Origin of the sequence: Achromobacter pulmonis (assembly GCF_902859765.1) — a bacterium.
GTDB classification, from domain to species: domain Bacteria; phylum Pseudomonadota; class Gammaproteobacteria; order Burkholderiales; family Burkholderiaceae_B; genus Achromobacter; species Achromobacter pulmonis.
On sequence record NZ_CADIJV010000003.1, the window covers coordinates 228,598 to 255,076 of the forward strand.

At 68.9% G+C, this 26,479-nt stretch carries 22 protein-coding genes, 1 pseudogene and 1 riboswitch; of the genes and pseudogenes, 13 read left to right on the plus strand and 10 right to left on the minus strand.

Features of this window, described 5'->3' with window-relative positions; translation table 11 throughout:
- The first annotated feature begins 23 nt into the window (after positions 1-23).
- The 3 genes and pseudogenes from HV701_RS04390 to HV701_RS04405 all read left to right on the plus strand — a co-directional run.
- A complete protein-coding gene (locus HV701_RS04390) occupies positions 24-1,811 on the plus strand; it encodes a copper resistance system multicopper oxidase (RefSeq protein ID WP_175131855.1) in 1,788 nt (595 codons plus the stop codon).
- 195 nt (positions 1,812-2,006) lie between these two features.
- Positions 2,007-3,161, plus strand: coding sequence for a phosphoglycerate dehydrogenase (gene serA, locus HV701_RS04400; protein ID WP_254595112.1), 1,155 nt, complete (start codon positions 2,007-2,009; stop codon positions 3,159-3,161).
- A 67-nt stretch (positions 3,162-3,228) separates the two neighbouring features.
- Positions 3,229-3,675: pseudogene (locus HV701_RS04405) on the plus strand (TonB-dependent receptor domain-containing protein); the annotation flags it as partial.
- 11 nt (positions 3,676-3,686) lie between these two features.
- Here the strand turns inward: HV701_RS04405 and HV701_RS04410 are convergent.
- Positions 3,687-4,562 carry a LysR family transcriptional regulator gene (locus HV701_RS04410; protein WP_175131856.1) on the minus strand — a complete coding sequence of 292 codons (876 nt, stop codon included), beginning with the start codon at positions 4,560-4,562 and terminating at the stop codon, positions 3,687-3,689.
- A 141-nt stretch (positions 4,563-4,703) separates the two neighbouring features.
- On the opposite strand from HV701_RS04410, the gene HV701_RS04415 reads away from it, so the two are divergent.
- From HV701_RS04415 to HV701_RS04430, 4 genes are read left to right on the plus strand one after another with little or no spacing between them, the layout of a single operon-like run.
- Positions 4,704-5,135, plus strand: a complete 432-nt coding sequence (locus HV701_RS04415; RefSeq protein ID WP_054503561.1) for a VOC family protein — start codon at positions 4,704-4,706, stop codon at positions 5,133-5,135.
- 24 nt (positions 5,136-5,159) lie between these two features.
- On the plus strand, positions 5,160-5,894 hold the full coding sequence (gene pxpB / locus HV701_RS04420) for a 5-oxoprolinase subunit PxpB (RefSeq protein WP_175131857.1): 735 nt from the start codon (positions 5,160-5,162) through the stop codon (positions 5,892-5,894).
- Positions 5,891-6,898 (plus strand): 5-oxoprolinase subunit C family protein, encoded by a 1,008-nt coding sequence (locus HV701_RS04425; RefSeq protein WP_175131858.1) that lies wholly within the window; start codon positions 5,891-5,893, stop codon positions 6,896-6,898. The genes pxpB and HV701_RS04425 overlap by 4 nt, the downstream gene beginning before the upstream one ends.
- On the plus strand, positions 6,895-7,665 hold the full coding sequence (locus HV701_RS04430) for a LamB/YcsF family protein (RefSeq protein ID WP_175131859.1): 771 nt from the start codon (positions 6,895-6,897) through the stop codon (positions 7,663-7,665). Before HV701_RS04425 ends, HV701_RS04430 begins: the two co-directional genes overlap by 4 nt.
- Before the next feature lie 77 nt (positions 7,666-7,742).
- On the opposite strand, the gene HV701_RS04435 is transcribed toward HV701_RS04430, so the two are convergent.
- Together HV701_RS04435 and HV701_RS04440 are read right to left on the minus strand one after the other, a co-directional pair.
- Positions 7,743-8,468, minus strand: coding sequence for a GntR family transcriptional regulator (locus HV701_RS04435; protein ID WP_420867807.1), 726 nt, complete (start codon positions 8,466-8,468; stop codon positions 7,743-7,745).
- An 87-nt stretch (positions 8,469-8,555) separates the two neighbouring features.
- Positions 8,556-9,194, minus strand: coding sequence for a trimeric intracellular cation channel family protein (locus HV701_RS04440; protein WP_175131861.1), 639 nt, complete (start codon positions 9,192-9,194; stop codon positions 8,556-8,558).
- A 257-nt stretch (positions 9,195-9,451) separates the two neighbouring features.
- Between HV701_RS04440 and HV701_RS04445 the strand changes: the two genes are divergently transcribed.
- Complete coding sequence (locus tag HV701_RS04445; protein WP_175131862.1) at positions 9,452-10,324, plus strand: universal stress protein; 873 nt, start codon at positions 9,452-9,454, stop codon at positions 10,322-10,324.
- 38 nt (positions 10,325-10,362) lie between these two features.
- On the opposite strand, the gene HV701_RS04450 is transcribed toward HV701_RS04445, so the two are convergent.
- The 4 genes from HV701_RS04450 to HV701_RS04465 all read right to left on the minus strand — a co-directional run bounded on the left by HV701_RS04450 (position 10,363) and on the right by HV701_RS04465 (position 14,505).
- Complete coding sequence (locus HV701_RS04450) at positions 10,363-11,610, minus strand: muropeptide transporter (RefSeq protein WP_175131979.1); 1,248 nt, start codon at positions 11,608-11,610, stop codon at positions 10,363-10,365.
- 102 nt (positions 11,611-11,712) lie between these two features.
- Entirely contained in the window at positions 11,713-12,327 is a 615-nt protein-coding gene (gene metW, locus HV701_RS04455; RefSeq protein ID WP_175131863.1) for a methionine biosynthesis protein MetW, read from the minus strand.
- Positions 12,324-13,589: a homoserine O-succinyltransferase MetX gene (gene metX, locus HV701_RS04460; RefSeq protein WP_175131864.1), complete on the minus strand. Its 1,266-nt coding sequence runs from the start codon at positions 13,587-13,589 to the stop codon at positions 12,324-12,326. Before metX ends, metW begins: the two co-directional genes overlap by 4 nt.
- Positions 13,579-13,660, minus strand: a riboswitch (SAM riboswitch). It overlaps the preceding gene by 11 nt.
- 89 nt (positions 13,661-13,749) lie before the next feature.
- The gene (locus tag HV701_RS04465; protein ID WP_175131865.1) at positions 13,750-14,505 is read right to left on the minus strand and encodes a GntR family transcriptional regulator; all 756 of its coding nucleotides are present in this window, start codon (positions 14,503-14,505) and stop codon (positions 13,750-13,752) included.
- A 182-nt stretch (positions 14,506-14,687) separates the two neighbouring features.
- Here HV701_RS04465 and HV701_RS04470 point away from each other — a divergent pair, with 182 nt between their 5' ends.
- From HV701_RS04470 to HV701_RS04490, 5 genes are all read left to right on the plus strand, one after another.
- Complete coding sequence (locus tag HV701_RS04470) at positions 14,688-14,969, plus strand: UxaA family hydrolase (protein ID WP_049070913.1); 282 nt, start codon at positions 14,688-14,690, stop codon at positions 14,967-14,969.
- 31 nt (positions 14,970-15,000) lie between these two features.
- Positions 15,001-16,176: a UxaA family hydrolase gene (locus tag HV701_RS04475; protein ID WP_175131866.1), complete on the plus strand. Its 1,176-nt coding sequence runs from the start codon at positions 15,001-15,003 to the stop codon at positions 16,174-16,176.
- Positions 16,177-16,379: 203 nt separating this feature from the next.
- Complete coding sequence (locus tag HV701_RS04480) at positions 16,380-17,393, plus strand: Bug family tripartite tricarboxylate transporter substrate binding protein (protein WP_175131867.1); 1,014 nt, start codon at positions 16,380-16,382, stop codon at positions 17,391-17,393.
- A gap of 15 nt (positions 17,394-17,408) precedes the next feature.
- Complete coding sequence (locus HV701_RS04485) at positions 17,409-18,344, plus strand: hydroxyacid dehydrogenase (RefSeq protein ID WP_175131868.1); 936 nt, start codon at positions 17,409-17,411, stop codon at positions 18,342-18,344.
- Between the two features lie 30 nt (positions 18,345-18,374).
- Positions 18,375-19,382: an Ldh family oxidoreductase gene (locus HV701_RS04490; RefSeq protein ID WP_175131869.1), complete on the plus strand. Its 1,008-nt coding sequence runs from the start codon at positions 18,375-18,377 to the stop codon at positions 19,380-19,382.
- Between the two features lie 81 nt (positions 19,383-19,463).
- Here the strand turns inward: HV701_RS04490 and HV701_RS04495 are convergent, their stop codons facing one another.
- The 3 genes from HV701_RS04495 to HV701_RS04505 form a co-directional block, all read right to left on the minus strand.
- Positions 19,464-23,543, minus strand: coding sequence for a putative Ig domain-containing protein (locus tag HV701_RS04495; protein ID WP_175131870.1), 4,080 nt, complete (start codon positions 23,541-23,543; stop codon positions 19,464-19,466).
- A gap of 8 nt (positions 23,544-23,551) precedes the next feature.
- A complete protein-coding gene (locus HV701_RS04500) occupies positions 23,552-25,045 on the minus strand; it encodes a hypothetical protein (RefSeq protein ID WP_175131871.1) in 1,494 nt (497 codons plus the stop codon).
- A 466-nt stretch (positions 25,046-25,511) separates the two neighbouring features.
- Positions 25,512-26,411: an AEC family transporter gene (locus HV701_RS04505; RefSeq protein ID WP_175131872.1), complete on the minus strand. Its 900-nt coding sequence runs from the start codon at positions 26,409-26,411 to the stop codon at positions 25,512-25,514.
- Between the last annotated feature and the right edge of the window lie 68 nt (positions 26,412-26,479).

The following is a 26,479-nucleotide window of genomic DNA, read 5'->3' on the forward strand; positions in this document are numbered from 1 at the left end:
CGCGGCGTCGCCGCCAATCCGCCATGAAAGCCTTCCCCATTCCCGCGCGCCGCCGCTTCGTGCAGGGGCTGGCTGCCGGCGGCGCGCTGGCGGCGCTGGGCGGCTGGCGCGCCGCCAGCGCGACCCCGCCTGCGGCCCCGGCCATGCCCGCCGAACTGCGCGGCACCGAATTCCACCTGGAGATCGGCGAGACCCCGGTGAACTACACCGGCGCCGCCCGCATCGCCACCACGGTCAACGGCCAGGTGCCCGCGCCCCTGCTGCGCTGGCGCGAGGGCGACACGGTCACGCTGCACGTCACCAACCGCCTGCGCGAACAGACCTCGATCCACTGGCACGGCATCCTGCTGCCCACCGGCATGGACGGCGTGCCGGGCCTGAGCTTTGCCGGCATCGATCCGGGCCAGACCTTCACCTACCGCTTCGACCTGCGCCAGAGCGGCACCTACTGGTACCACAGCCATTCGGGCTTCCAGGAACAGACCGGCCTATACGGCGCCATCGTGATCGAGCCGCGGCGGCCCGATCCCATCGCTTCGGATCGTGACTACATCGTGCTGCTGTCGGACTGGACGGACGAAGATCCGATGCGGGTCTTCAACAAGCTCAAGGCCATGCCCGACTACTACAACCACAACCAGCCCAGCGTGCAGAGCCTGATCCGCGACGCGGGTGAGAAGGGTTGGCGCGCGGCGTTGTCCGAGCGCCTGATGTGGGAACAGATGCGCATGAACCCGTCCGACCTGGCGGACGTGTCCGGCGCCACCTATACCTTCCTGACCAACGGCGCAACGCCCGCCGGCAACTGGACCGGGCTGTTCAAGCCCGGCGAGCGCGTGCGGCTGCGCTTCATCAACGGCTCGGCCATGACGTATTTCGACGTGCGCATTCCCGGCCTGAAGATGACGGTGGTGGCGGCCGACGGCCAGGACGTGCGGCCGGTCGAGGTGGAGGAATTCCGCATCGCCGTGGCCGAGACTTACGACGTGATCGTGGAGCCCGCCGAAGACCGCGCCTACACCATCTTCTCGCAGGCCATGGACCGTTCCGGCTACGCCCGCGCCACCCTGGCGCCGCGCCCCGGCATGCAGGCGGCGGTGCCGCAGGTGGACCGCGTGCAACTGCTCGGCATGATGGACATGGGCATGAAGCACGACATGGGCGGCGGCGGCCACGACATGGCGGGGACGAGCGGCATGAACCACGGGACGGCCCCCGCCGCCGACGCGATGGCGGGCATGGACCACGGCGCCAGCCATGGCGACGGCGCCGCTCAGGGCGGCATCGTCGAGGTCAGGCATCCCTATCCGGCAGAACGCGGCCCCGGCAATTCGATGCTGCCCGACGTGGTGTCCACCCGCCTGGACGACCCCGGCATCGGCCTGCGCGACAACGGCCGCCGCGTGCTGACCTACGCCGACCTGCGCGCGATCCGCGAACCCGACGACAACCGCGCACCGACCCGCGAGATCGAATTGCACCTGACCGGCAACATGGAACGCTACATGTGGTCATTCAACGGCGTGAAGTTCTCCGACGCCAAGCCCATCTTGCTGCGCTACGGCGAGCGCGTGCGCTTCGTGCTGGTCAACGACACCATGATGACTCACCCCATCCACCTGCACGGCCTGTGGAGCGACCTGGAATCGCCCGACGGCGCCTTCCAGGTACGCAAGCACACCCTGTCGCTCAACCCCGCGCAGCGCCTGAGCTACCGCGTCAGCGCCGATGCGCGCGGCAACTGGGCCTACCACTGCCACCTGCTGTACCACATGGAGGCCGGCATGTTCAGGGCGGTCGTGGTGGCGTAGGCGATGAGAAACCGGACAATGCGTACTTCCTTTCCCCTGTTCCGCCGCGCCGCGCCCGCCGCCGCCCTGCTGGCGTTCCTGGCCGGCCAGCCCGCCCTGGGCCAGGCCATGAGCGACCACGCCGGCATGGATCACGGTTCGATGCCAGACATGAACCCGGGCGCCCCCAAGCCGCAGCCGGCGACACCGCCCGCCATGGATCATTCGTCCATGACCGGCATGGACCACGGCACGCCCGCCGCGGCCCTGCCGCCGGCGCAGCTGCAGGACGCCCTGCGCGGCGCCCATGTCGTCGGCATCCGTTCTCGCACCCATCTGGATGCCGCCCTGCTGTCCGGCAATCCCGACCTGCGCGTCGTCGGCTGCTTCTGCATCGGCACCAATCAGGTCGACCTCGACACCGCCATGCAGCGTGGCATCCCGGTGTTCAACGCGCCCTTCTCCAATACCCGCTCGGTGGCCGAGCTGGTGCTGGGCGAAGCCATCCTGCTGCTGCGTCGCATCCCCGAGAAGAACGCCCGCGTGCATCTCGGCCACTGGGACAAGAGCGCCGCCGGCGCCTTCGAAACGCGCGGCAAGACCCTCGGCATCGTCGGCTACGGCAATATCGGCTCGCAGATCAGCACCCTGGCCGAAGGCCTCGGCATGCGCGTCATCTACCATGACGTCGAAGCCAAGCTGCCGCTGGGCAACGCGCGCCCGGCCGGCTCGCTCAACGACCTGCTGGAACAGGCCGACGTGGTCACCCTGCACGTGCCCGGCGGCAAGTCGACCGAGAACATCATGAATGCGCAGACCATCGCGCGCATGCGCCGCGGCGCCATCCTCATCAACGCCTCGCGCGGCACCGTGGTCGACATCGACGCCCTGCACGCCGCGCTCAAGTCCGGCCACCTGGCCGGCGCCGCGCTCGACGTGTTCCCCACCGAACCCAAGAGCGCCGATGAACCGCTGGCCAGCCCGCTGATCGGCCTGCCCAACGTCATCCTGACCCCGCACATCGGCGGCAGCACGCAGGAATCGCAAGAGAACATCGGCCGCGAAGTGGCCGAAAAACTGGTGCGCTTCCTGCAGGCCGGCACCACCAAGGGCGCGGTCAATTTCCCCGAGCTGCCCTACCTGGAGCCGGCCGGCGCCACGCGCATCCTGCATGTGCACCGCAACGCCCCCGGCGCGCTCGGCACGCTCGACAACCTGATGGCGCAGCACGGCCTGAACATCGTCAGCCAGACGCTGCAGACCAAGGGCCAGATCGGCTATGTCATCACCGACGTCGAAGGCCAGGTCGACGACGTCGTCATGACGGCGCTGCGCGATCATCCGATCACGGTGCGCTGCGACCGCGTCTAAGACGCGGCCACGTCCCCCCGCAGCCCACGATACGCGGGCTTGATGAGAAGGGCAGGCCGATGGCCGGCAGCGTAACCGCGGCGTGGAATTCCTGCTGCAAGGCGAACTGGCGCGGCGTGTGCGCCTGCTTGGCGGCGTGGCCTATACCCAGGGCATGCTGACCAAGACCCGCGGCGGCGCGAACGACGGGCACGCCGCGCCCGCCGTGCCACGCTGGCAATTCAACGCCGCGGCGGAATGGGACACGCCGTTCGCGCAGGGCCTGACCCTGACGGCGCGCGTGCTGCGCACCAGCACCCAGTACGTCGACGCGGCCAATACGCAGCAACTGCCGGGCTGGACCCGCTTCGACGTGGGCGCGCGCTATGCGACGAACATCAACCGCACGCCCGTGACCTTGCGGGCGACGCTGGAAAACGTGTTCAACAAGCGTTACTGGCAATCCGCCGCGCGCGAAGGCCTGACCGTGGCGGCGCCGCGCACGCTGCTGCTGTCGGTGACCGCGGCGTTCTAGCGCGGCCGGTGTCAGGGGGCCGGCATCGCGCCGGCCGCCCTGGCCAGGCACTCCGCCATCTTGCCGCCGACGCTGCCCGAGTCAAACGGCAACCGTCCGATCAGGCCGATCTCGCGGTAAAAGGCGGCCTCCCCCAGCGACACCAGCCGCAGGCCGTCCGTGTCCAGTCCGCGCAGGCGCGGCAGCAACGCCACGCCCAAGCCATGGCGCACCATGTTGGCGATGGCCTCGATCTCGTCCAGTTCCACCGCTTCGTGCACGGCGATGCGCTGCTTCTTCAGGAACAGGTCGACCACCCGCCCCCCGAACGAGGCGCGGTCGTAGCGGATGAACGGCTGCGTGGTCAGCGCCTCGCGCCACGGCGTCGGCGCCAGCGCCGCGGGCATCGCCAGCACCACTTCCTCGCGCAGCAGCGGCTGCCAGCCCAGTTCCGGCGGCAGCGCGAACGGCGGCCGGATCAGCAGCGCCATGTCGACCTCGCCCGCGTCCACCTGCCCCAGCAGCGCCAGCGACACCCCGGGCACGATGCGCACGCGCACGTCGGGGTAGCCGGCGCGGAATTCGGCCAGCGCCCTCACCAGCAGGTCCTGCTGCGCCGAGGCGATGGCGCCGATGCGCAGCGAGCCGCTGACATGGCCGCCCCCGGCACTGGCCGCCATGCGCTCGGCCATGGCCACCAGTTCCTCGGCCTGCGGCAGCATCTCGCGGCCGTGGGCGTTCAACACCGCGGCGCGCGCGCTGCGATCGAACAATGCCACCCCCAGGTAGTCCTCCAACCGCCGGATCTGGGCGCTGACCGCCGACTGCGTCAGGCCCAGGCGGGTCCCCGCCCCGGTGAAGGTACCGTCGCGCGCGACCGCGATGAAGGTTTTGAATTCTTTGATCACAATCAATATTTTCGATGCTAAGACACAAAAAATATCGTTTTTCAATCAAAAAAACAATTCATAAACTTACGGGTCCGGACACGCCCCACTGGTGACGGTCCGCATTCTGAATTACCTTTTCCGTCTGACCCGGAGCTTTTCATGACCGCTCAAACCAATCTGCCGCCGTTCCACCTGGCCTTCCCGGTCCGCGACCTGGCCGAAGCCCGCGCCTTCTATGGTGAAAAGCTGGGCTGTCCGGAGGGCCGCAGCTCGCCCGACTGGATCGACTTCAATTTCTACGGCCACCAGATCGTCGCCCACCTGGCCCCCAGCGAGTGCGGCCACAAGGCCACCAGCGCGGTCGACTCGCACAATGTGCCGGTGCGCCATTTCGGCGCGGTGCTTTCCATGGAACAATGGGAAGCCATGGCCAAGCGCCTGACCGATGCCGGCACCGAGTTCGTCATCGAGCCCTACATCCGCTTCAAGGGCGAAGTCGGCGAGCAGGCCACCATGTTCTTCCTGGACCCGTCGGGCAATGCGCTGGAATTCAAGGCGTTCAAGAACCTGGACTCGTTGTTCGCCAAGTAATCCGTCTCTACAGGTTTCGTGCCGTTGAACGCAATATCAGACACATCTTCTCCGGCCGAAGCCGCCTGGCGCATCCAGCCCCAGGGTGATCGCTGCCTGCTCATCACGTTCGGCGACCAGATCGACGCCGCCATCGGCCGTACCTGCCTGGCGGCGGCGCGCCGACTGCGCGAGGCCGGCCTGCCGGGCGTGACCGACGTGGTGCCGTCGTTCGTGGCGGTGGCGGTGCACTACCGGCCCGACGGCCTGGGCAACGGCCCCACCTACGCCGATCTGGCCGAGCGCATCGAAGCGCTGCTGGCCGACGGCATCGCGGTGGACGCCGCCGCCGGCCGCGAGATCGACGTCCCCGTTTGCTACGGCGGCGAGCACGGTCCCGACCTCGACGAGGTCGCCCGCGCCGCCGGCCTGACTGCCGACCAGGTCATCGCGCTGCACAGCGGCCCGCGCAGCATGGTGTTCATGCTGGGCTTCGCCCCCGGCCACGCCTACCTGGGCGTACACGACGAAAAACTGAATCTGCCGCGACGCGCCTCGCCGCGCACCGCCGTGCCGCCCGGCGCGGTGGCCATCGCCAACCGCCAGACCGTGATCTACCCCAACCGCCTGCCGGGCGGCTGGCACATCATCGGCACCACGCCCCTGACCATGTTCGACCCCGCACGCGAACCCGCCGCCTACCTGCAACCGGGCGACTCGGTGCGCTTCGTGCCGATCAGCGCCGACGAATTCGAGCGCCTGCGGGAGGCCCGGCCGTGAGCATCACCGTCATCAAGCCGGGCATGCTGTCCAGCTTCCAGGACCGCGGCCGCGAGGGCTACCAGCACCAGGGCATCCCGGCCGCCGGCGCCATGGACGAACGCGGCCACCGCCTGGCCAACGCGCTGGCCGGCAACAGCGGCGACCCGGCCACGCTCGAAATGACGCTGACCGGCCCGACCTTGCGCTTTGACGCGCCGGCCTGCTTCGCGCTGGCCGGGGCCGACCTGGGCGCCACGCTCAACGGCCAGGAGATCGCGCTGCATCGCCCGCTGATCGCCCGCGCCGGCGACGTGCTGGCCTTCGGCGCCCGGCCCGCCAACGGCGTGCGCGGCTATCTGGCCGTCCATGGCGGCTTCGCGCTGACGCCGGTGATGGGCAGCGAAACCACCTACCTGCGCAGCGGTTTCGGCGGTTTCAAGGGCCGCGCGCTGACCAAGGGCGACCAGGTCGGCCTGCGCCACACGCTGGCCGGCGACGACCTCGACGCGCTGCAAAAGGCGCTGTGGGACTTGCGCATCTACCTGCCCGGCGCGCTCGGCGCCAAGCAGCGCGACACCATCCGCTTCCTGCCCGGCCTGCAGTGGCAGGAATTCACCGAGGCCAGCCGCCAGGCCTTTGGCGGCGCCGAGTTCCGCATCAGTCCGCAGTCGGACCGCATGGGCTACCGCCTGCAAGGCCCGGCGCTGTCCATGAGCCAGCCGCGCCAGATGCTGTCGGAAGCCGCCTGCTTCGGCACCGTGCAGGTGCCGGCCGGCGGCGAAGCCATCATTCTCATGGCCGACCGGCAGACCACTGGCGGCTATCCCAAGATCGCGCAGATCGCCACCGTCGACCTGCCGCTACTGGCGCAATCGGCGCCCGGCCGCACGCTGCGCTTTGCGCGCATCGAGCTGGACGAGGCGCAGCGCCTGGACGGCGAGCGCGAGCGCGCCTTCACCCAATTGCTGGACGCGCTGGCGCCGCTGCGCGCGCGGCTGGCAACGACAGGAACCCCCTCATGAGCACAAGCATCGACCTGAACTGCGACATGGGCGAAAGCTACGGCGCCTGGAGCATGGGCAACGACGCCGCGGTGCTGGCCTTCGTCAGCTCGGCCAACATCGCCTGCGGCTTCCATGGCGGCGACCCCGCCACCATGCGCAAGACCGTGGCCGCCGCCCTCGCGCAGGGCGTGGCGCTGGGCGCGCACCCCAGCCTGCTGGACCTGGCCGGCTTCGGCCGCCGCGCCATCCCGACCACGCCGGACGAGGCCTACGACATCACGGTCTACCAGATCGGCGCGCTGGCCGGCGTGGCCGCTTCGCAAGGCGCGCGGCTGCATCACGTCAAGGCGCATGGCGCGCTCTACAACATGGCCGCCAAGGACGAAGGCCTGGCGCGCGCCATCTGCCAGGCGGTCAAGGACGTCGATGCCTCGCTGGTGCTGTACGGGCTGGCGGGCAGCAAGCTGATCGACGCCGCGCGCGCCATCGGGCTGGCGGCGGCCAACGAGGTCTTCGCCGACCGCTCCTACCAGGACGATGGCTCGCTGACCCCGCGCACCCGCGCCGGCGCCATGATCGAAGACGTCGGCCAGGCGGTGGCGCAGGTGGTGCGCATGGTCAGGGAAGGCAAGGTGCGCTCGGTCGACGGCAAGGACGTAGCGGTGCAGGCCGACACGCTCTGTATCCATGGCGACCAGCCCAATGCGCTGGTCTTCGCCCGCGCCATCCGCGAGGCGCTGGAACAGGCCGGCATCGCCGTGCGCACGCCGTCGGCACAGGCCTGAGACCCCGTCTGGGCCGCCGGCCGGCGAGGCGCGCCCTGGCCGCCGGCTAGCGCCACCGGCGCGGCGGGCCGCCGGCGCTAGCCGCGCCCGTAGCGTGGCGCCGGCTCTTCCGCGTCCAGCAGCGAAGCCTCGCGGTAGGCGCGCAGGATTCCCGGCAACACTTCCAGCACGTAGTTGCGGGTCAGCTCGGCGGCACGGTCGAAATCACGGCTGGCCAGGGCCTGCGTGATGCCGTGGGGATAGGCCTGCAGATTGTTCGATTCCATGCTCTGGCGCGCCCGCAGGTAGCGCAGCGGCTCGACCTGCTCGTACAGCCGGGTCAGCACGTCCGCCAGCGGCGAGTTGCCGGTGTAGCGGGCAATGGCCAGGTAGAACTCGCGCTGCGCCACGATGTAAGCGCGCACGTCGCGCTTGGCCAAGGCGGCGGCAATCGCCGCGTCATAGCCTTGCAACTCGGCCACCAGCGGCGAAATATCGTCCACCTCGGCGACCTGGCGAATGCAATAGGCCTCCAGTTCCGCGCGCAGCTTGTACAGGTGGCGGATCTGGCCTTCGGTATACAGGGTGACCCGGAAACCTTTGCGCTGGACATGAGTCACCAGGCCGCTCAGTTCCAGCAGGCGCAGCGCTTCCCGGATGGGGCTGCGGCTGGTGCCGAAACGCTGCTCCAGTTCTTGTTCCCGCAATGGCTGCCCGGGCCTGATAGTGCCATCCACTATCAACTCACGAATCTGTTCCTGTAGGAAGTACGGAATCGTGGCGGGCGCTTTGACGTCCAATCGTCTCCCCTTGTACTGCGTGATGCAAGTATTGCGATATCGAGAAGATACTAGAAAAAAATTGAAACATAAATAGGAAAATTGTTGCAGGAATGCGCACCGACACCCGGCTCAGTGCCAATCGTCCCGATACACGAACTTCGGCATCTGCCAATTGAAGCGCAGCGCCAGCAAACGCAGCGCCAGCCCGGCCGCCAGGGCGATCGGCACCGCCGCATTGGCCGGCAGGCCCAGGGCCTGCGCGCCCAGGTAAAGCGCCCCGGTCACCACTGACACACTGGCATACAGTTCCTTGCGGAACAGCAGTGGCACTTCGTTACAAAGCACATCGCGCAGCACCCCGCCGGCACAGCCGGTGATCATGCCGCTGATGAGCACCACCGTGATCGGCAGCTGCATCAGCTGCGCCACCTGGCAGCCGATCACCGTGAACGCCACCAGGCCCAGCGCATCGGCCAGCAGGAACACACTGCGCAGGCGCCGCATCACCGGCGCGATCAGCGCCGTCAGCAACGCCGCCCCCGCCGTCATCCACAGGTATTCGGGATGGATCACCCAGGTCAGCGGATAGTGCCCCAGCAGCACGTCGCGCAACGAACCTCCGCCCAGCGCGGTGACGCAGGCGATGATGCAGACCCCCATCCAGTCCATGTCGCGGCGGCCAGCCGACAGCGCCGCCGTCATGGCCTCGGCCACGATGGCGACCAGGTAAAGGGAATGCAGCAGAACGGGCGAAAGATCGTAGAACATGGACCGGGCCGGTGGACGGACAGGTCCGCGGCAGAACCGGAGACGGTCGCGCGGCGGACGGCAGGCCTCATTGTATTGACAGCGCGGCCGCCGGGCGATTGCCGCCCGCGCGCGCCTGTCTGACGCTGGAAGCGCGTTGATATCGGTCAAGCCGCCGCCCCTGGTCCGGCGGGACAATGGGGTATGCCCGCAAGGGCGATTTCGGCCAGCCGGAGGCTAGCGGGAGCCAACGGCCGGCCCCATATCGGGAGAAACGCATGTCACAACACACCGGCCCCATCCTTCTGGCCACGGACCTGAGCGCGCGGGGCGATCGCGCCCTGGACCGCGCGCTGCAACTGGCCAAGGAACTCAATACCAAACTGGTGGTGCTGCACGTCATGGAAAACCATGCCGCGCCGGCCCGCCTGACCACGCCGGTCTGGCGGCGGTTGGCGGCCGACCACAAGGCCCTGGCCGAGCGTGAACTGGCCGAGGACCTGGCCAACGCTGGCGTGCCCACCGAAGTCGTGGTCACCAAGGGCGATCCGCTGACATGCATCATGGAAACGGCCGACAGCTTCGGCTGCTCGCTGATCATCGCCGGCATCGCGCGCGACGAAACCCTGGGCCGCCTGCTGCTGGGCACCACGGTCGAAAAGCTGGTGCGCCAGGCGCGCCAGCCCGTGCTGGTGGTCAAGAACCGGCCGCGCAAGCCGTATCGCGACGTGCTGGTCGCCACCGACTTTTCGGCCGGCTCGCGCCAGGCGCTGCGCGCCGCGCTGCAACTGGTGCCTAACGCCAGCCTGACGCTGTTCCATGCCTACGACGTGCCGTTCCAGGGCAAGAACCCCGTGCCGGACGACGCCGTGACCCGCAGCTTCTACCACGCGGCCGAGCAGAGCTCGCGCGAGTTCATCGCCGCCACGCCAGAACTGGCCGACGTGGCGCCGCCCAAGGTCGTAATGGAATGCGGCCAGCCGGAAACGGTGCTGTCGGAATATTCGTTCAACCATCGTTCCGATCTGGTCGTCACCGGCACCCATGGCCGTACCGGCCTGCTGCGCACGGCCATCGGCAGCGTCGCCGAGCGGTTGCTGGAAGCCTTGCCCAGCGACGTGCTGATCGTCCGGCTGACCGGCGAGGAATAACGCGAAGGCGGGCGCCGGGCCCACAGGCGGCCCCGGCGTCAGCCGTCGCCGTTCTGGATCATGGCCTCGATGCGGCCGCGCATCGCATGCAGCAGCAGCAGGCCCGGCAAGGCGATCGCCACCGTCACCAGGAAGAACCCGGGCCAGCCCAGGTGCTCGACCAGGGGCGGCGTCAGCGGCCCGGCCAGGTAGGTGCGGCCAACCGCCGATAGCGCGGACAGCAGCGCGAACTGCGTGGCCGAGAAGCGCTGGCGGCACAGGGCCATCAAGAGCCCGACGAAGGCCGCCGTGCCCAGGCCGCCGCACAAGTTTTCCAGCCCGACCGCCGCGCCCATCAGCCAGATGTTCTTGGGACTGACCGAGATCAGCCAGTAGCCCAGGTTGGACACCGCCTGCAGCAGCCCGAAGACCATCAGCGAGCGGTACAGGCTCCAGCGCGACATGACGAGGCCGCCGGCCAGGGCGCCAATGACGGTCGCGGCCATGCCCATGACCTTGTTGACCGCGCCGACCTCGGTGGGCGTGTAGCCCGCGCCGCGGATCAGGAAGGTAGTCGAGAGCGCGCCGGCAAAGGCGTCGCCCAGCTTGTACAGCACGATCAACAACAATATCGCCAGCGCGCCGCGCCGGGTGAAGAATTCCTGCAACGGCGCCGATACCGCCTCGCCCAGGCTGCGCGGGGGCTGCGACAGCTGCTCCGGTTCGGGCGCCCACAACGTCGCAAACGCGCACAGCAGCATCAGCCCCCCCATCACCACGTAGGTATAGCCCCAGCCGATCCATCGATCCGCCATGATCAGCGCCAGCCCGCCGGAGACGATCATGGCCACGCGGTAGCCCATGACCTTGATGGCCGCGCCGGCGCCGCGTTCATCCTTGCGCAGCACATCGGTGCAATAGGCGTCGAAGGCAATGTCCTGCGTGGCCGACAGGAACGCCACCAGCACCGCCAGCAGGGCCAGCCCCTGCAAGGCCGACGACGGCGACATCGTGCCCATGACCATGATCGCCAGCCCCAGCAACACCTGCGTCACCAGCATCCAGCCCCGGCGCCTTCCAAGCAGCGGCGGCGCATAGCGGTCCACCAGCGGCGCCCACAGAAACTTGAGCGTGTAGGCCGAACCCACCAGGGTCAGGAAACCGATCTGCTGCAGCGGCACGCCGGCCACCGTGGCCCAGGCCTGCAAGGTGCCGCTGGTCAGGGCCAGCGGCAATCCGCTGGCGAACCCCAGGACCAGCAGAGGCGCAACGCGGCGACTGGTGTAGACATTGGAAGCAAAGAAAATGACGGTCTCCTGAAACGGGCCGGCGCCACGCGCGGTCGGGCGCGGCGGGCCTGCGGCATTTTAGGCGCTGCCACCCAGGCCGTCAGCCGGCGTTTCAGAATGTCAGGGCGAGGCGAAGCGGTACACCGCCAGGGTGCTGCGCCAGCTCGGAAAGACCTTGATCTCGCGCCCTTCGTTGAAGGTGGCGCGCTCCAGGATGCGCAGGCCGAGTTCGGCGGCCAGTTGCTCGAAGTCGCGCAACGTGCACAGGTGGATGTTGGGCGTGTTGTACCACTGGTAGGGCATCTGGCCCGTCACCGGCATGCGGCCGCGCAGGATGGCCCAGCCATGCGGCCAGTAGCCGAAATTGGGAAACGACACCACCCCATGGCGCGCCACCCGCGCCATCTCGCGCAGGATGTGCTCGGTGCGGTGCATGGACTGCAGCGTCTGCGACAGCACCACGGTGTCGAACTGCTTGTCGTCGAACAGCGCCAGGCCGTCTTCCAGGTTCTGTTGGATCACCTCGACGCCGCGCCGCACGCAGGCGATGACGCAGGTGTCGTCCAGTTCGACGCCCGCGCCGCGCACCTGGCGGTGGTCGCGCAGGTGCGCCAGCAGCGCGCCGTCGCCGCACCCCAGGTCCAGCACCCGGCTGCCGGGTTCGATCCAGCTGGCGATGCGCGCCAGGTCGGGGCGCAGCGTGTTGACGGCGGGACGGGGAGTCACGGGATTCATGCGGAGCGTCCTTCGGTCTGAGCGGCGGTCAGCCCCAATTCGCGGGCAATGCGCTCGTAATAGCCGCGCACCACGGCATGGTAGCGCGCATCGTCCAGCAGGAAGGCATCGTGCCCGTGCGGCGCGTCGATCTCGGCGTAAGTGACGGGGCTGGAATTCTTGAGCAAGGCGCGCACGATCTCGCGCGAGCGCTCCGGCGGAAAGCGCCAGTCGGTCGTGAACGACACCAAGAGGAAATCCGACTTGGCCGGCGCCAGCGCGCGCGCCAGATCGCCGCCGGTCTCGCGGACCGGATCGAAATAATCCAGCGCGCGGGTGATCAGCAGATAGGTATTGGCGTCGAAATAGCGCGTGAACTTCTCGCCCTGGTAGCGCAGGTACGACTCGACCTCGAATTCAACGTCGTAGCCATAGCGGTAGGCGCCGTCGGCGGCCGGCTCGCGTTGGGCGCGGCCGAATTTCTCGGCCATGTCGTCGTCGGACAGGTACGTGATATGGCCGATCATGCGCGCCACCGACAGGCCGCGGCGCGGCACGGTGTCCTGCGCGTAGTAATCGCCGCCGTGGAAATCCGGGTCGGTGATGATGGCGCGGCGCGCCACCTCATTGAAGCCGATGTTCTGCGCCGACAGGCGCGGCGTGCTGGCGATGACCACGCAGTGGGCCACGCGCTCGGGCAGCGTGATGGCCCAGCTCAGGGCCTGCATGCCGCCCAGCGAGCCGCCCATCACGGCGGCGAAGCGCTCGATGCCGAAATGGTCCGCGACCCGCGCCTGCGCCCGCACCCAGTCCTCCACCGTCAACACGGGAAACGCCGCGCCCCAGGGCTTGCCGGTCTCGGGGTTGATGCTGGCCGGCCCGGTCGAGCCGAAGCACGACCCCAGGTTGTTGACGCCGATGACGAAGAACACGTTGGTGTCCACCGGCTTGCCCGGGCCCACCATGTTGTCCCACCAGCCGACGTCGCCGGGGTTGTCCGCGGCCTGGCCCGCGACGTGGTGCGAGGCATTCAGGGCGTGGCAGATCAGCACCGCGTTGCTGCGGGTGGCGTTGAGCGTGCCATAGGTTTCGACCGCCAGCTCGTAGCTGGCCAGCGACTGGCCGCTGAGCAGCGGCAAGGGCTCGTCGAAACGCAGGAAGACGGGAGCGACCGGTCCGACGGAACCGGGATCAGCGGCATCGGACCGAACAATGGCGGCGGGCAGGTTCGCGGGCGCGGCACTGGCCGGATCACCGGCCAAATTCTGGGCAGGAGTGGTCATACGGACCTCTTTAGCTGGATTTATTGGAAGGCGCCCGCAAGCGGATCAGGCAAATCGGCGCCGAAAATTGGGTGGTGCGGCAGGAATTCTAGCACTGCTGGCGGCGGGGTCGGCAAGCGGCTGGGCGGGCGGCGGGCAGCGGGTCCGCGCCCGGTCCGGCTCAGGCGCCCGCCTCCCAGGGTTCATGGCCGAGGTATTCATAGCGCCCGGTGTTGACGCGCGAAATGCGCCATTCGACCGGCTGGCGGTTGTACGAATAGGCCACGCGGCGGATCTCCAGCAACGCCGCGCCTTCGGCCACGCCCAGCCAGCGCGCGTGGGCACGGTCCGCCAGGCAGGTGCGCAGGCGTTCGTCGGTGGCGATGACGTTGACGCCGAACACATCCTGGTAAAGCGCATACAGCGTGCTGGCGCGCTCGCGCAGGTGCGCTTCGGTCATGCCCGGAAAGCGCGATTCCGGCAGGCAGATGTCGTCGACCATCACCACGTCGCCGTTGAGCGACAGCATGTTGAGGAATTCGAACACGTAAGCGCCCGCGGCCAGGCCGAGCTTGTCGCGGGCCTCGGCCGAGGCCTTGACGCGGCGAAAACGCAGCAGCTCGGTGGTCGGGTACGACTTGTGGCCATCCTGGCGCAGGATGCGGAAGAACTTGAAGAAGTGGTGGTTGCGGGTGTGCGCCGCCACATAGGTGCCGCGGCCCTGGTGCCGCACCAGGATGTTCTCGGCGGCCAGTTCGTCGATCGCCTTGCGCAGCGTGCCGATCGACACGCCGAAACGCTCGGCCAGGTGCTTCTCCGGCGGAATCGCCTCGCCCTGCTTCCACTCGCCTTGCGCCAGCGCGGCAAGCACGGCCAGCTTGACCTGCTCGTACAAGGGACTGCCCAAAGGCACAGTCGATGACAGGCTGGTGTTCATGGGTGCATCGCAATAAATCAGGACCTCCAGTGTAGCGGCGCGCGCGGCACCTTCTCAAGTCATTCAGTTCATATATATGATTTAGTTGACATGGAAAAAAGCCGGCCCTAAGATTTGCCGGACGTTGTGATCCGAAGCGCCCGCGGCAGTCCGCCGCGGCGCTCACCCAGGAGAGGAAGACGATGATTCACGCCGTATTGCACGATGCCAAGGACACGGTGGCGGTCGCCGTGGTGGAAGGCCTGACCGCCGGAACGGAGCTCAATGCCTGGATCATGGACGAGGACAAGATCGTCCATGTGCGGGCCTCGCAGGACATCCCCATCGGCCACAAGGTGGCGATGAAGGACATGGCCGTGGGCGACACGGTCTACAAGTACGGCGTGGACATCGGCCGCGTGGTGGCGCCGATCCAGGCCGGCCAGCACGCCCATGTGCACAACATCAAGACCAAGCGCTGGTAAGCCGCTCCCTTCGCCCACACAGGAAACCATCATGTCCGTCATCAATGCTCAGACCACCTTCCAGGGCTACCGCCGCGACAACGGCCGGGTCGGCGTGCGCAACCACGTCATCGTGCTGCCCGTGGACGACATCTCCAACGCCGCGGCCGAGGCCGTGGCCAACAACATCAAGGGCACCCTGGCCCTGCCCCACCCCTACGGCCGCCTGCAATTCGGCGAGGACCTGGAACTGCACTTCCGCACGCTCATCGGCACCGGCTGCAACCCCAACGTGGCGGCAGTGGTGGTGATCGGCATCGAGGAAGGCTGGACCAAGCGCGTGGTCGACGGCATCGCCGCCACCGGCAAGCCGGTCATGGGCTTCAGCATCGAACTGCATGGCGACCACGACACCATCATGCGGGCCTCGCGCTGCGCCAAGGAGTTCGTGCACTACGCCACCGCCCTGACCCGCAGCACGTGTCCGATCTCGGACCTGTGGGTCTCGACCAAATGCGGCGAGTCCGACACCACCTCCGGCTGCGGCGCCAACCCGACCGTGGGCAACGCCTTCGACAAGCTCTACGCGCTGGGCTCGACCCTGGTGTTCGGCGAAACCTCGGAACTGACCGGCGGCGAGCACATCGTCGCGGCGCGCTGCGCCAACGACGCGGTGCGCGAGCGCTTCATGTTCATGTTCGACCGCTACCAGGCCATGATCGACCGCTGGAAGACCAGCGACCTGTCCGAATCGCAACCCACCAAGGGCAACATCGCCGGCGGCCTGACCACCATCGAGGAAAAGGCGCTGGGCAACATCCAGAAGATCGGCAAGCAGTGCCGCGTCGACGGCGTGCTGGACAAGGCCGAGATCCCCGACGGCCCGGGTCTGTGGTTCATGGATTCGTCCTCAGCCGCGGCCGAGATGGTGACGCTGTGCGCGGCCTCCGGCTACGCGGTGCACTTCTTTCCCACCGGCCAGGGCAACGTCATCGGCAACCCGATCCTGCCGGTCATCAAGATCTGCGCCAACCCGCGCACGGTGCGCACCATGTCGGAACACATCGACGTCGACACCAGCGGCCTGCTGCAGCGCGAGATCGACCTGAACCAGGCTGGCGACAAGCTGCTCGAATCCATGCTGGCCACCGCCAACGGCCGCTGGACCGCGGCCGAAGCCCTGGGCCACCGCGAATTCGTCCTGACCCGCATCTTCGAAAGCGCCTGACGGCGCACCGGCGCGGCCGGGTTGCGCCGCAACCCGGCCGCGCCGCGCGCCAACCGCCGTCCATGCCGTACGGACGGCGTTCCCGCAGCACCGCAGTTCCCTCGCAGCACACGCACAAAAGCATGCAGACCCGGGCGCAAGCCGCCACGGCAGCACAGGCGTAAGCATTCCTACCCGGGCGCCACCCCCAAGGAGGAAGACAGATGAATCGCGAGCAACACCCCCCTATCGACGACGCCCAGCGCCGCCGCGTACTGGCCACGCTCGGCGCGGCCGGCCTCTGTGCGCTGACCCCATGGCAACGGGCGCTGGCGCAGAAAGGCGCCTGGCCGGACCGGCCCATCAGCTATGTTGTGCCGTTCCCGCCCGGCGGCCTGACCGACGTGGCCGCGCGCCAGGTAGGCAAGGCCTTGAACGATGCCGAAAGCTGGAACATCGTGATCGAGAACCGCCCCGGCGGCAGCGCCAACATCGGCGCGGCGCATGTGTCGCACGCCGCGCCCGATGGCTACACCTGGCTGGCGATCACCCTGTCGCATGCCGCCAATGCCACGCTGTTCGCCGGCAAGGCAGGCTACGACCTGACCCGCGACCTGGTGCCGCTGGCCGGGCTGGCGTCTTCGCCCATCATGGTGGTGGTCAACGCCAAGAGCCCCATCAAGACCATGGCGGACCTGGCACGCGCGGCCGCCGCCAAGCCGCTGGCGGCCGGCTCCAGCGGCAACGGCACGCCGCCGCACCTGACGCTGGCGCTCTACCAGAAGCTGACCGGCGTCCAGTTGATGCACGTGCCTTACAAAGGCGGCGCGCCGTCGCTGACCGACCTCATCGGCGGCCACCTGGACGTGGTCTTCTCCAATTACCCCGAATCGCTGGCGCACGTGAAGAACGGCTCGCTGCGCGCTCTGGCCATCACCACGCGCGCCCGCAGCGCCGACCTGCCCGACGTGCCGACGGTGGCGCAGGCCGGCCTGCCCGACCTGATCGTGGAGAATTTCACCGGGGTCATGGCGCCGGCCAACACGCCGCCGGAACTCGTGCAGCGCATCGGCGATGCCATCGTCAAGCAGGTCTCGCAACCCGCCATGAAGCAGGCGCTGACACAACTGGGCTTTGTGCCACAGCCGCGCGGACCGGCGGAATTCGGCAGCTACCTGCGCACCGAGGTGGACCGCTGGGCCAAGATCATCCGCGACGCCAACATCCAGATCGCCTGACGCCGGAGCCGACCCATGCATGTGCTTATCTCGGAGTTCATGGACGCGCCCGCCGTCGATGCCTTGCGGCAGCGTTTCGACGTGCGCTACGCCCCCGACCTGGTGGAACGGCGCGACGACCTGCTGCGGGCGGCCAGCGCGGCCGACGCCCTCATCGTGCGCAACCGCAGCCAGGTGGACGCGGCGCTGCTGGCGGCCGCGCCGCGCCTGCGGGCGGTCGGCCGGCTGGGCGTGGGGCTGGACAACATCGACCTGCCCGGCTGCGCGGCGCGCGGCATCCAGGTGGTGCCAGCCACCGGCGCCAACGCGCGCGCGGTGGCCGAATACGTCATCGGCACGCTGCTCGCGCTACTGCGCAGCGCGTATGCCGCCAGCGCCGAAGTGGCCGCCGGCCAGTGGCCGCGCACGGTCCTGTCGCAAGGGCTGGAGGCGCACGGCCGCACCCTGGGCGTGGTGGGCTTTGGCGGCATCGGCCAGTTGACCGCGCGGCTGGCCGCCGGCCTGGGCATGCGCGTGGTCGCCTGCGACGCGGCGCTGCCGGCGACCCACCCGGCCTGGGCCGAGACCGGGGCCACGCGGCTGGAACTGGACGAGCTGCTGGCCCAGGCCGACGCCGTCACCCTGCATGTGCCGCTGACCGCCGCCACCCGGCATCTGCTGGACGCCGACCGTATCGCCGCCATGCGGCCGGGTGCGGTACTGATCAACACGGCGCGCGGCGGCATCGTCGACGAGGCCGCGCTGGCGGCGGCGCTGCGCGCCGGCCAGTTGCGCGGCGCGGCGCTGGACGTGTTCGAACAGGAACCCCTGCCGGCCGGCGGCGCGCTGGCCGGCGCTCCCAACCTGATCCTGACCCCGCACATTGCCGGCCTGACTCAGGAAGCCAACACCCGGGTTTCCGATATGGTGGCCGCCGGGGTGACAATAGCGCTTACCGGCGGCGCCGAATGAAACGCGGCGCGCCTCGCTGACGGGAAGGATATGACTCACATTTATCTGGACGAACTGCAACACTTGGCCGCGGCAGGCCTGGCCGCCGCGGGCGCCAACCCGGCCATGGCCGATAGCACCGCCCGCGCGCTGGTCTTCGCCGAAAGCCAGGGCCTGAGCTCGCATGGCCTGTCGCGCGTGCCGTTCTATGCCGGCCACCTGCGCACCGGCCGCGCCATCGGTAGCGCCGTGCCGCGCATCGTGCGCGAGCGCGGCGGCGCGGCGCTGATCGACGCCGGCTCGGGCCTGGCGTTCCCGGCCTGCGCCCTGGCGGTGGCCGAGGCCGGCCGCCGCGCGCGCGAGCAGGGCGTGGCCTTCATCGGGGTGGCCAACAGCCACCACTTCGGCGAGGCCGGCTATCACCTGGAAGCCCTGGCCGACGCCGGCCTGGTCGCGCTGGCGCTGAGCAATTCGCCCGCCGCCATGCCGGCCTGGGGCGGCAAACGCCCGCTGTTCGGCACCAACCCGATCGCCGCCGTGTTCCCCCGGCGCGGCGGCGGCCGCATCGTCATCGACCTGTCCTTGTCGCAGGTGGCGCGCGGCAAGCTCATGATCGCCGCGCGCGACAACCAGCCGATTCCGCTGGGCTGGGCGCTGGACGCCGATGGCCAGCCCACCACCGACCCCAAGGCCGGACTGGCCGGCAGCATGCTGCCGGCCGGCGGCGTCAAGGGCGCGATGCTGGCGCTGATCATTGAACTGCTGGCGTGCGCCCTGACCGGCTCACAATTCGGTTTCGAGACGGAGTCGTTCTTCGTCGATGCAGGCGGCCCGGCGCGGCTGGGCCAGGCCTTCATGGCCATCGACCCTGGCGCGCTGGCCGGCGACGACGCTTACCTGGAGCGGGTCGAGACCCTGGTGGAAGCGATGCTGGAAGACGACGGCGTGCGCCTGCCCGGCGACCGCCGTCGCAAACTGCGTGACGAGGCGCTCAAGCATGGCGTGGAGATTCCCGATGCGCTGATGGCACAACTACGCGCGATGGCGGGCGCGGCGTAAGCGCTGGCCGCACGCCACCGCCCGACCGCGACGCGCCAGGCGCGTCGTGGCCGGCCCCGGGGGCGCTAGGGATTGGCCGCGTCAGCCCTCCATCAAGCCAACCCAGTCGACCTGGAACTCCTCGATGATCTGGTGCCCCGCCGCATCGGTGGCCGTCAGCTCGAAGAACCCGACGATGTGCGCGGTGGGGTCGGTAACCGTTTCCGGATGCCGGGCCACCACGACCTTGATCGCATCGCGGCCGGTTGGGCCGCCGTCCGACACCGTGATGTACTTCATCAATGTCGCGTCCGTGGATTCATCCGGCTTCAGGGTGATGGTGACGTTTCCGACCCCGCCCGACACCGTCGCGAAATCATCGGCGGAAACGTCATTAACCTGGTTGGACCTGACCAGAACGTCCGTCGTCAGCGTCACTTCAAGCGCTGGACGGATCTCCAGGCTGAAAAAGCCGCCCTGGGCCACCACCCCTGCCACCGCCGGGTCCCAGACCCCGACGCTGTAGGTGTCCTCTCCGAGCGCCTCGTTCGCGGTGCCGGTGATGACGCCGGTATCGGGATCTATCTGCATTCCCGCCGGCAAGCCTCCGCCATTCATGCGGTACTTGAGCTGCCGGTTGCCCGCGCCCGTGCCTTTCACGGGCTGGAAACTGATGGCATCGCCGAGCATGTAGGTCTTTTTGGCCTCCAGGACGGTCGCCGTCACGGGCTCGTACACCACGAGACCGAACCGGGCGGTGGCCGTGTGCGCGGGGGTGGCGCTGTCGGTGACCGTGACGGTGTATTTCTCGGGATCGGCGTCGATCTGCTCGGCGGTCGGCGTCCCGGAGATCACGCCGGTGGCCGGGTCCATGGCCAGGCCGGCCGGCAATGGCGGGCTCACGCTATACGTGAACGCCCCAACCCCGCCGGAGACCGTCACCGGACTGCCGGTGGCGGCCAGCGGTTGATTGAGGGCCATCGGCGGCAACGGCGTGGCCGCGGGCGCGGCGACGATGCCTGGGGCCACCGCCAGGGTGAATCGGCCAGTCACGGTTTGGCGGGGCTCCGCGCTGTCGACAACGGTGACGGTGTATTCGCGGGCGGCGGACACCTCTATGGGGGTCCCGGCAACGCTTTCGATAGTGCCGCTCAAGGCATCCATCTTGAGACCGGCGGGCAGGTCGGGTTGCACGCTGAAGTGATGCAACCCAAGGCCGCCCTCAGCCTTGACCGGTGTCACATTGACCGTGTCCGTGGCAAGCACGGATATCGTCTGCGCCTGGACCGTCGCGGCGAGCGCCGCCGCGATCTCCAGCGAGAAGCTGCCGCTCGCCGAATGGGGCGTTGGCGTGGCGCTATCCAACACGGTGTACGTGTAGGTGGTGTACGGAGACGGCGCGGTCGCGACCCCCTTGATGTTACCGGTGGCCGCGTCCATGGACAGGCCCGCGGGCAGCGCCGGCGTCACCGAGAACTGATATGGCGGCACCCCACCGAAGGTGTTGGCCGGCGTGTAGTCCACCGGGTCCGTGACGCGGTGCGTCTCGGCCGCGTTGAATAAATTCGACGTCAGGCCCACATTGACCTGCAGCGGGAAGGTGGCGGTGGCCGAATGCGCGGCGTCGTCGGTGACCGTGACGGTGTACGTGGTTTCCTTCGATTCGGCCGTCGGTGTGCCAGTGATGGCGCCGGTGGTGGCGTTCATCGTCAGCCCGGCCGGCAGGGGCGGCGCCACGCCGAAGTGCAGCGTGCCGGCGCCCCCGGCGGCTGTCACCGGTGTGATGCTAACGGTATCGCCCATGACCACGACCTGCGCGACAGTCGCCGCCTTGGTGGCCGACAGGCTCTCGGCGATGCCCAGCGAGAAGCTGGCGTTGATCGAATGCCGGGGCGTGGCGTCGTCGGTCACGGTGACGGTGTAGGTGGCGGCGGGCGAGGCCGTCGTGGCCGTGCCCGTGATGGCGCCGGTGGCCGCATCCAACTGCAGGCCAGCGGGCAGCGTCGGCGATACCGCGTAATGCAGGTCGCCGACGCCGCCGGCGGCCGTCAACGGGCGAAAATCGACGGCGTCGCCGGCCACGACGTTTTGGGTCGTCACCGCGGACGTCGCCGCGAGCACGCCATTGACGGCCAGCGTGAAACTGCCGGTGGTGGTGTGAGCGGGCGAGGCCCCGTCCGTCACGGTGACGGTGTAGGTGGCGGCGGGCGAGGCCGTCGTGGCCGTGCCCGTGATGGCGCCGGTGGCCGCATCCATCCGCAGCCCGGCGGGCAATGTGGGTGTTACCTCGTAATGCAGGTTGCCCATGCCGCCGGCGGCCGTCACCGGGCGGAAGTCGACGGCATCGCCAGCCATGACGCTTTGGTTCGTCACTGCGGGCGTTGCCGCAAGCATGCCATTGACGGCCAGCGTGAAACTGCCGGTGGTGGTGTGAGCGGGTGAGGCCCCGTCCGTCACGGTGACGGTGTAGGTGGCGGCGGGCGAGGCCGTCGTGGCCGTGCCCGTGATGGCGCCGGTGGCCGCATCCAGGCGCAGGCCAGCGGGCAGCGTCGGCGATACCGCGTAATGCAAGTCTCCCACGCCGCCAGTGGCCGTCACCGGACGGAAGTCGATGGCATCGCCGGCCACGACGTTTTGGGTCGTCACCGCAGGCGTCGTCGCGAGCACGCCATTGACGGCCAGCGTGAAACTGCCGGTGGTGGTGTGAGCGGGCGAAGCGTCGTCCGTCACGGTGACGGTGTAGGTGGCGGCGGCCGAGGCGGTCGTGGCCGTGCCGGTGATGGCGCCCGTGGCCGCATCCAGGCGCAGGCCAGCGGGCAGCGTGGGGGATACCGCGTAATGCAGGTTGCCGACGCCACCGGCGGCCGTCACCGGGTGGAAGTCGACGGCATCGCCGGCCATGACGCTCCGGTCCGCCACCGCGGGCGTCGCCTCAAGCATGCCATTGACAGCCAGCGTGAAACTGCCGGTGGTGGTGTGGGCGGGCGAGGCGTCGTCCGCGACGGTGACGGTGTAGGTGGTGGCGGGCGAGGCCGTCGTGGCCGTGCCCGTGATGGCGCCGGTGGCCGCATCCAGATGCAGGCCAGCGGGCAGCGTGGGCGATACCGCGTAATGCAGGCTGCCGACGCCGCCGGCGGCCGTCACCGGGTGGAAGTCGATGGCATCGCCGGCCACGACGTCCTGGTTCGCCGCCACCGGCGTCGCCGCGAGCATGCCATTGACGGCCAGCGTGAAACTGCCAGTGATCGTGTGGGCGGGCGAGGCGCCGTCGGTGACGGTGACGGTATAGTTGGCCGCGGCCGAAACGGCCGCCGGGGTACCGCTGATGGCCCCGGTGTCCGGGTCCATGGTCAGGCCAGCCGGCAACGCCGGGGTAATGGCATAGCGCAGTGTGCCGACCCCGCCCGCGACGGTCAGCGGCGCCGTTCCGGTGAAGGGGGTGTTCGCCAGCGCCGTCATGTCGCCATGCGTGACGTCGAACCGCAACGCGGGCGCCACGCCCAGCGTGAACGTCGCTTCGATCGGCGGCGCCGATGCGCCGGTGTCGCTGACCCGCACGGTATAGGCGGTCAAGGGCGATTCGGCCGTGGCGCTGCCCGACAGCACGCCGGTATCGGCGGCAAAGGTCAGCCCGGCGGGCAACGCCGGCGTGATGGTGTAGCGCAGCGGGCCGTTGATGGCGCCGGTAACGCCCACGGGCGTGAACGGCTCGACGGGCTCATCGACCAGCCAGGTCCGCGACGTGAGGGCGGTGACAGCCGCCCAACCGCCGATGACGCTGAGCGGATAGCTGCCGGTGCCCGCCTCGAAAGCGGGTGGGTCGGCAGCCTGGACGGCGGTAATGGTGACCGTGCCGGGCGCGACCGCTTCGACCGAGCCATCGGCGGCAACCAGCGCGATCGCCGGATCGCTCGACAGGTAGCTGATGGCGCCCTTGCTGGCGGGCTGGTCGCTGCTTGCCGGGTTGGCCAGCACGCCCCCGACCCGGACCGCGAGCGGGGCCGGGTCCCGGAAGACCATATTCGGGGTGGCGCTGAGCCGCTCGATCACCACATTGACCACGTCGAGCCGCGACGCGGCGAACGCCGCGCCAGCGCTGGACACGGACAGGACAAAGCCCGCCCCGATGAGGCAGTGGAAAACCAGCTCGGAAGCCGCTTGGAGGGGTTTGGACATCTTCATCGGACGGTTCATTTACGGCCCACGGTGATCTTGACGTTGTAGGAGGCCATGGTGGCGTCGGTGACACGCGCGACGTACTCGTCGATCTGCGCCGGAACGGGCAGCGTGAACAAGTCGACCGTGAGTTGCGCCGGCGCGACCGAGAACTGCGGCGGCGCGGACAGCACGGCGCCGTTTCTCTGCACGGCGTCCAGCGTCAGGCCGCCGCTGCCCACGGCCACGACCAGGCGCTGGCCGTCGGCGCTGACGGTGGCGCCCGGCGGCAGGCCGGCCTTCTCGACGAAGACTTCCCGAACGCCGGTGCGATCGACCTTGGCCAGGAAGGTTTGCGGAATATGGTCTGGACGCGAAACGGCCTTGTCGAGCAGGCGCTCGCCCGTGAATTGCCGCAACGATTCGCGCATCGCCAGTGAACTGGCGTCAGCCGTGTAGCGCGCGGGCGAGATCAGCTTCATCAGGTCGACGTAGACCATGACCGTCTTGCTGTTCAGGGCGCCGTCGCGGCCGCGCGACAGGCCGAACGACAGGCGCGCCTTGTCGCCAGCCAGGGTGGCGACGAAATCGCGCGACACGCCGTTCGACACGCGCATGTCCAGCAGGTAGTCCTTGTAGAACTCGAACTTCAGCCCGCCCGACAGGTAGGGACGGCGGCGGCTTTCGACGGAGCCATCGCCCATCGGGTAGCGTTCGTGCTCCATGCCCAGCGAAGTGCTGAGCACGAGCGAGGAGAACGGCGCGTATTGCAGGTCCAGGCTGGCGCCGTACAACCGGCCGGTGGAGATGCGCCGCGGATCGTAGAGCAGCCGGGTGTAGTCGGCGTAGTCCTGGATCACCGTGCGGCTGGAAAGGTCGTTGGGGCTGCGGGCCCGCGCGCCCCACGCGGACGCGCCCAGCGACTGCAGCCCCACCCCCGATTCCGGCGCGAACAGCCGGCGCGCGGCCAGCACGCCGGCCAGCTGCGTGACCGGCACGCGCGCGCTGCCTGAATCGAAATCGAACGATGGCCGGCCCTTCATGAGCGACACGGCGGCATCGAACTCATACTGCTTGCTGGCATCGACGAAGATGCCGCGGCCGATCAGTTCGCGCTGGTACTGGCCCACCTGCATGCTTGCGCCCAACGCGAAACGGTCGGTGATGAGGCGGGAATATTCGACGCGGCCGATCGGCGCATCGTCCATGGCGCCGCCGCCGATACGGAAACGCGAATCGGGCGTGGACAGCGCGAAAGCGTCCCGCGCCAGCGACAGGCGGCTGTCGCCCAAGGGTACGGTCAGGCTGGGCCTCGAAGCGCCCGCGCGCGCGCCGCTGGCCGCGGCCATCAGCGGATTGCCGCGCGCATCGCGGCGCGCCTGCTCGGACCGGGCCGCTTCCCGCAGGAACGACGCGAAGGCGCGTTCGAGTTCACGCTTGTCGGAAGCTTGCGGCGCGGGCAGGTCTGGCAGCGCGGCCCATGCCGGTACGCACCAGGCAGCGGCCAGCGCCAGCAACAGCATCGACATGCCGCGGACAGGCACCGGGCGGGATGGAAACCCCGCCCGCCGGCAGTCGGAGATTGCAGGGCCACGCGACGGCCGGTGAGGTTTCCGCGGACGGACAGGTTGAGACATTTTGATTGTTTTCCAACATCGGCCACGGCGAGGCGCCGGAGCCGGGAATCACAGGTGACGCGTTGATTCTGGGTAGCAGGAAGCGGCGCCATGCGCCTCAGGTCCGACACACCAAACCAAGTGAGTGAATCGACCATCACGGCCAATTGGCTATGAAAAATATCTGAAGGCCGGGCGTGAAAGAAGCGCATGCCGCCCAGAATCGGACAGCCTGAATGCGCAGCCGTCGATTGCCGGAAAACCGGGCGAGGAAATGACACGGTGCGTGACATTGCGCCCGCGCGGCGGACGTGCGCGCGGCGCAAAAAAACGCGGCCGCCGTTGACCGGCGCCGCGCGGCGGCAGGACCACGGCCGTGCTACATGCCGGCGTGGCTGAACCAGAGCATCAGTGGCGCCAGCAGCAGGAACACCACCGTTGACACCAGTACGGCGCCCGCGGCGGTATCGCCCATGGCGGTGTAGCGCTTGGCGTACATGTAGCTGACCACCGCGCAGGGCATGGCCATCTGCAAGGTCAGGGCGCCGGCCAGCACCGGTTCCAGGTTGAGGACCCAGACAATCGCCAGGCCCGCGGCCAGGCCGGTCACCAACCGCATCAGCGCCACCTTGGCGCCATCGCGCAGGCCGTTGGCGGGGATCAGCGCCAGCGCGTGGCCCAGGCTCAGCAGCATCAGGGGCACCGTCACCGCGCCCAGCATGCGGGCCGTCTCGATCAGCCAGGCGGGCACCGGAATATTCAGCAGCCGCATCGCGACCGCCACCACCGACGCCAACAGGATGGGACTTTTCCAGCTGCCCTTGGTGTTGACCCCGGGCAACAACCGCACCGCGATGGTGTGCATGACAAACGAGTTGACAGCGAAGAACGCCACCGCCACGGACAGGCCGGCATCGCCGAACGCCAGTTGCGAAATCGGCAGGCCGAGGTTGCCGGCGTTGGGCAGGAACGCCGTCGGCAGCAGCGTGCGCACCGGCAGGCGGCCCAGCTTGAGCAGCGCGGCGCAAGCCAGCGCGCACAGCAATAACGCCAGCAGCGTGGCGGCCGCCACGTCGGCCAGCGCGCGGTCGTCCAGACGCGTGGTGACGAAGGTGTGGAACACCAGCGCCGGCGTGGTCACCGACGTCACCAGCGTGGTGATGAAGGCGCCGCCGAACGGCAGGTCGCGCTTGCCCCAGAACACGCCGATGCCGACGCAGGACAGCAGCGGCAACATCAATACGATGGCCGACAAATAGAACTGCACGATGGCCAGCATCCGTTTATTCCATCAGAGATTCAAAGTGAGATACGTGCCGGCATCGGCGCTTGTCGGCTGCGCGCCGC

Excerpts from the sequence above, each read along its gene's own strand:
- HV701_RS04390 (WP_175131855.1), top strand. The coding sequence starts at position 24 with ATGAAAGCCTTCCCCATTCCCGCGCGCCGCCGCTTCGTGCAGGGGCTG.
- serA (WP_254595112.1), top strand. The coding sequence starts at position 2,007 with ATGGATCATTCGTCCATGACCGGCATGGACCACGGCACGCCCGCCGCG.
- HV701_RS04415 (WP_054503561.1), top strand. The coding sequence starts at position 4,704 with ATGACCGCTCAAACCAATCTGCCGCCGTTCCACCTGGCCTTCCCGGTC.
- HV701_RS04430 (WP_175131859.1), top strand. The coding sequence starts at position 6,895 with ATGAGCACAAGCATCGACCTGAACTGCGACATGGGCGAAAGCTACGGC.
- HV701_RS04440 (WP_175131861.1), bottom strand. The coding sequence starts at position 9,194 with ATGTTCTACGATCTTTCGCCCGTTCTGCTGCATTCCCTTTACCTGGTC.
- HV701_RS04445 (WP_175131862.1), top strand. The coding sequence starts at position 9,452 with ATGTCACAACACACCGGCCCCATCCTTCTGGCCACGGACCTGAGCGCG.
- metW (WP_175131863.1), bottom strand. The coding sequence starts at position 12,327 with ATGAATCCCGTGACTCCCCGTCCCGCCGTCAACACGCTGCGCCCCGAC.
- metX (WP_175131864.1), bottom strand. The coding sequence starts at position 13,589 with ATGACCACTCCTGCCCAGAATTTGGCCGGTGATCCGGCCAGTGCCGCG.
- HV701_RS04465 (WP_175131865.1), bottom strand. The coding sequence starts at position 14,505 with ATGAACACCAGCCTGTCATCGACTGTGCCTTTGGGCAGTCCCTTGTAC.
- HV701_RS04470 (WP_049070913.1), top strand. The coding sequence starts at position 14,688 with ATGATTCACGCCGTATTGCACGATGCCAAGGACACGGTGGCGGTCGCC.
- HV701_RS04475 (WP_175131866.1), top strand. The coding sequence starts at position 15,001 with ATGTCCGTCATCAATGCTCAGACCACCTTCCAGGGCTACCGCCGCGAC.
- HV701_RS04480 (WP_175131867.1), top strand. The coding sequence starts at position 16,380 with ATGAATCGCGAGCAACACCCCCCTATCGACGACGCCCAGCGCCGCCGC.
- HV701_RS04485 (WP_175131868.1), top strand. The coding sequence starts at position 17,409 with ATGCATGTGCTTATCTCGGAGTTCATGGACGCGCCCGCCGTCGATGCC.
- HV701_RS04490 (WP_175131869.1), top strand. The coding sequence starts at position 18,375 with ATGACTCACATTTATCTGGACGAACTGCAACACTTGGCCGCGGCAGGC.
- HV701_RS04495 (WP_175131870.1), bottom strand. The coding sequence starts at position 23,543 with ATGAAGATGTCCAAACCCCTCCAAGCGGCTTCCGAGCTGGTTTTCCAC.
- HV701_RS04500 (WP_175131871.1), bottom strand. The coding sequence starts at position 25,045 with ATGTCGATGCTGTTGCTGGCGCTGGCCGCTGCCTGGTGCGTACCGGCA.
- HV701_RS04505 (WP_175131872.1), bottom strand. The coding sequence starts at position 26,411 with ATGCTGGCCATCGTGCAGTTCTATTTGTCGGCCATCGTATTGATGTTG.